The sequence below is a fragment of the Microbispora sp. NPDC049633 genome (genome assembly GCF_040675265.1).
GTDB lineage: Bacteria > Actinomycetota > Actinomycetes > Streptosporangiales > Streptosporangiaceae > Microbispora > Microbispora maris.
This window is the reverse complement of sequence record NZ_JBFAOO010000348.1, coordinates 1-4,104: the sequence shown is the minus strand read 5'-3', so window position 1 is coordinate 4,104 and position 4,104 is coordinate 1. Positions and strand designations below refer to the sequence as shown.

Genomic DNA, 4,104 nt, shown 5'->3' with positions numbered 1-4,104 from the left:
GCCGGCGCCTCGACGGGCCGGGTGGCGAGGACGGCGACGGCGCCGGCGTCGTGGGCCTGCCGGGCGAAGTCGTGCCCGTCGGCCCGCTCGCCCTTGATCGCCACGAACAGCGAGCCCGGTCCGGCCGCCCGCGAGTCGATCACGACGGGTCCCCGGACGACGGCCGAGGGGTCGGCCGCCGCGTTCAGCGTTCCGGACGTGATCTCGGCGACCCGGGCCAGCGGCAACGGGATCATGGTGTCTTTCCTGCTCTCTTTCGCGTCGCTAACTCGGCCGCCAGGGCACTGCCCGGCATCGGCTCACGCATCGGCGGCCTCCTGCGCCGCCCGCCGTGCCAGGCTCCGTTCCGCGATGGCCGCGGCGGCCACCTCGCGGTCGTCGAAGGGGACGACCCGGCCCCCGGCATACTGCCCCTGCTCGTGTCCCTTGCCGGCCACAACTACCACATCTCCGGGCGCGGCACCGCGGATCGCCAGATGGATGGCGGCCGCCCGGTCCGGCTCCACGATTACGTGGCCCCGCTCCTCGATGGGTACCCGCAGCGCGCCCTCCAGCATCGCGGCGAGGATCGCGAGCGGGTCCTCCGTACGAGGGTTGTCGCTGGTGAACACGGCCAGGTCGGCGAGGCGGACGGCGGCTTCGCCCATCATCGGGCGCTTGCCGCGGTCGCGGTCGCCGCCGCAGCCGAGCACGATCACCAGGCGGCCGCCGGGCCCGTCGCCGAGCACCGCGCGCAGCGAGCGCAGGACCGACTCCACCGCGCCCGGCTTGTGCGCGTAGTCGACGATCACCTGCACGTCGTCCGTGCCCGGCACCCGCTCCATCCGGCCCGGCACGCCGGAGAAGTCGCGGACGCCGGTCACCGCGGCCTGCAGCGGGACCCCCGCCTCGACCAGGGCCACCAGCGCGCCGAGGGTGTTGGCCACGTTGAACGGGCCGGGCAGGGCCACCGACACCTCGGCCTCGACCCCTCCGGGACCGACCAGGCGGAACCGGCTGCCCGCGGGGCCGAGGCGCACGTCCTCGGCGCGCCAGTCGGCCTCCGGCGCCCCGGTGGCGGAGAACGTGGTGATCGGGATCTTGGCCGTGGCGGCCAGCTCGCGTCCGTGGGCGTCGTCGATGTTCACCACGCCCGCCCGGCTGAACTCCGGAGTGAACAGGCGGGCCTTGGCCGCGAAGTAGTCGTCCAGGTCCCGGTGGAAGTCCAGGTGGTCCTGCGACAGGTTGGTGAAGATCGACACGTCGTAGAAGAGGCCGTCGACCCGGCCGAGGGCCAGGGCGTGACTGGAGACCTCCATGGCCGCGGCGCTCACGCCCCGCTCGCGCATCAGCGCGAACAGCCCCTGCAGGTCGGTCGCCTCGGGGGTGGTGAGCTCGGGGGTGAAACGCACGTCGCCGGCGCGGATCTCCACACCGCCGACCAGGCCGGTGCGGTGGCCCGCCGCCCGCAGTCCCGCCTCCAGCAGGAACGTCGTGGTGGACTTGCCGCTGGTGCCCGTGACGCCGATGAGCGTGACGCCGGCCGCCGGTTTCCCGTACACCCAGGCGGCGACCTGCCCCAGCACCGCCCTCGGGTCGGGCACGACGAGCACCGGCAGCCCGGTGGCGGCGGCACGGTCGCGTCCGTCGGGGTCGGTCAGGATCGCCGTCGCGCCCGCCGCCAGCGCGTCCGCGGCGAACTCCGCGCCGTGCCGGGCGCTGCCCGGCGCGGCCACGTAGAGGTCGCCGCGCCGCACCCGGCGCGAGTCGAGGGTGATACCGGTGACCGTGCCGCGGACCGCACGCGCGCCGGGCGACGGGACGGCCGACGACGTGCCGAGCAGGGACGCCAGCGCGGACAGCGGGCGGGCCTGGACGGCCTCGGGACGCATGGACGACGGGGAACGCACGGCGAGAGCGTACCCCCCTCCGCCGCTCGTCCCGGCCACTCCGACTCTCACCACTCCGCGGTCACTCCGCCGGGCGAAGGAGCATCTCGGGCGCCTTCGTGCCGGTCGGGGGGATCTTCCTGCTCTTCAACGCGAAAGTCATGACGTCCTTGAACACCGGGGCGGCGATGGCGCCGCCGTAGTGGCCTTTCTTCGGATCCTGGATGACCGCCAGGGCCATCAGCCGGGGCTGGTCCGCAGGGGTGAAGCCGACGAACGTGGCGGTGTACCCGCAGTATCCCGCGCACTTCTCGTCGTACCGCATGGCGGTGCCGGTCTTGCCCGCGACACGGTAGCCCTCGATCGAGGCCTCCTCCCCCGTGCCCTCGTGGCCCACCGCGGCCTCCAGCATCAGCGCGATCCGCCGTGCGGTGGTCTCGCTGATGACGCGGGTGCCCTTGGCGGCCGGGCTGGGGACGAACGCCCCGTGCGCGTCGGTGGTGCCCGCCACGATCGAGGGGGTCACGCGCACTCCGCCGTTGGCGATCGTCTGGTAGACGCCGGCCATCTGCAGCGCGGTGACCGAGATGCCCTGACCGTAGGCGATGGTACAGCGCTGGCTGCCCGACCACGTCTGCCACTGCGGCAGCAGGCCGGCCTGCTCACCCGGGATCCCCGCCCCGCTGCGCGCGCCGAATCCGAACGACCGGAACATGTCGTACAGCCGCTGGCTGGAGATCTTGTCCGCTACCATGATCGTGCCGACGTTGCTCGACTCGGCGAGGATCCCGGTGAACGTGAGCAACTCGGGTTCGTGCGGGTGGGCGTCCCTGAGCTGCCGGTCGGCGCACTGGATGTGGTCGGGCACGCGGAAGGCGGTGTCGGGTTCGACCACGCCGGCCTCCATCGCCGCCGCCGCCGTGATGACCTTGTTGGTGCTGCCCGGCTCGAAGATCTCCGACGCGGCGCGGTTGGCGCGGTCCTCCGCCGGGGCGGACTGCCAGCTGTTGAGGTTCGCCTGGGGCGCGTTCGCCATGGCCAGGAGCTGACCGGTCCGCACGTCCATGACGATCACGCTGCCGCTGCGCGCGCCCGTCTGGCGGACCTGCCGGGCCAGCGACTCCTCCGCGGCCCACTGGATGTCCCTGTCGATGGTCAGGCGCACGTCGCGCCCGGGCACCGGCGCCTCGCGCTGGCTCCGCGTCATCGGGATGCGCTGCCGGTTGGCGCCCAGCTCGATGCTCTGCTTGCCGTCCTTGCCCGCCAGGATGTCGTCGTACGCGCTCTCCAGGCCCTCCAGGCCCCTGCCGTCGACGCCGACGAAGCCGAGCAGGCCGCCCGCGAGCGAGTTGCCGGGGTAGAGGCGGCGATAGGTCTCCTTCACGCCGACGCCCTTGAGCTCGAAGCCCATGATGCGCTTGGCCCGCGGCGGCTCGACGTCGCGGGCCAGCGGGATGTACCGCTGCTCGGTCTTGGCCAGCGCGGCGGCGATCTCCTCCTTGGGCTTGTTCAGCTCCCGTGCGAGCGTGGTGGCGACCAGGTCGCGCTTGGCCGGGTCGACGTCCTTGGGGTCGACGTAGACCTCCCTGGCCTCGACCGTCACCGCGAGGTCGTGTCCCCCGGCGTCGGTGATCGAGCCGCGGCGCGCCGGCAGCGTCTCCGGCTGCACGCGCTGCTGGGCGGCCTTCGCCTGGAGCACCTTGGAGTCGAAGCCCTGCAGCTGGACCAGCCGTCCGGCGAACAGCGACAGCACGATCGCCATCACCACCAGCGCCGCCCTCAGCCGGCGGGCGGGGTTGCCCAGCCGGAGCACGGCGGGCGGACGCGGCGGGCCCGGTGGGCCCGGCGGTCGCGGTGGGCCCGGTGGCCGCGGCGGTCCCGCCGAACGCTGCGGATTCGGGCGCTGCGCACCGGACGGGGCGCCGCCGGGACGGGGACGGCCCGCGCCGGCCCTGCCGGGGGCACCGGTCATGGAGGCGCTGTTCGCGGGAGCGCCGTTCCCGGAGACACCGGGTTTGCTCGAGACACCGGGTTTGCTCGAGACACCGGGTTTGCTCGAGACACCGGGCCTTCCCGCGGCACCCGGCTTTCCCGCGGCTCCCCGCGTGCCGTGACCCGGCACGCCGCCACGCGGCCGGTCGGGGCCGCCGGGCGCGCCCGCCCGCGGCTGCTCCGATCCCGCCGCGGACCGCTCGTCGTCGCCTGATGCGGAGGCGCCGCGCGGCCTGTCGCCGGC

At 74.2% G+C, this 4,104-nt stretch carries 3 protein-coding genes; all 3 read right to left on the bottom strand.

Annotated elements, in window-relative coordinates; translation table 11 throughout:
• Positions 1-236, bottom strand: a 236-nt coding sequence (locus tag AB0J39_RS38560) for a Mur ligase domain-containing protein (RefSeq protein WP_363474022.1), incomplete at its 3' end; no start/stop codon positions are given.
• A 63-nt stretch (positions 237-299) separates the two neighbouring features.
• A complete protein-coding gene (locus AB0J39_RS38555; protein ID WP_363474024.1) occupies positions 300-1,871 on the bottom strand; it encodes a UDP-N-acetylmuramoyl-L-alanyl-D-glutamate--2,6-diaminopimelate ligase in 1,572 nt (523 codons plus the stop codon).
• A 79-nt stretch (positions 1,872-1,950) separates the two neighbouring features.
• Positions 1,951-3,681 (bottom strand): penicillin-binding protein 2, encoded by a 1,731-nt coding sequence (locus tag AB0J39_RS38550; RefSeq protein ID WP_363474020.1) that lies wholly within the window; start codon positions 3,679-3,681, stop codon positions 1,951-1,953.
• Positions 3,682-4,104 lie beyond the last annotated feature (423 nt).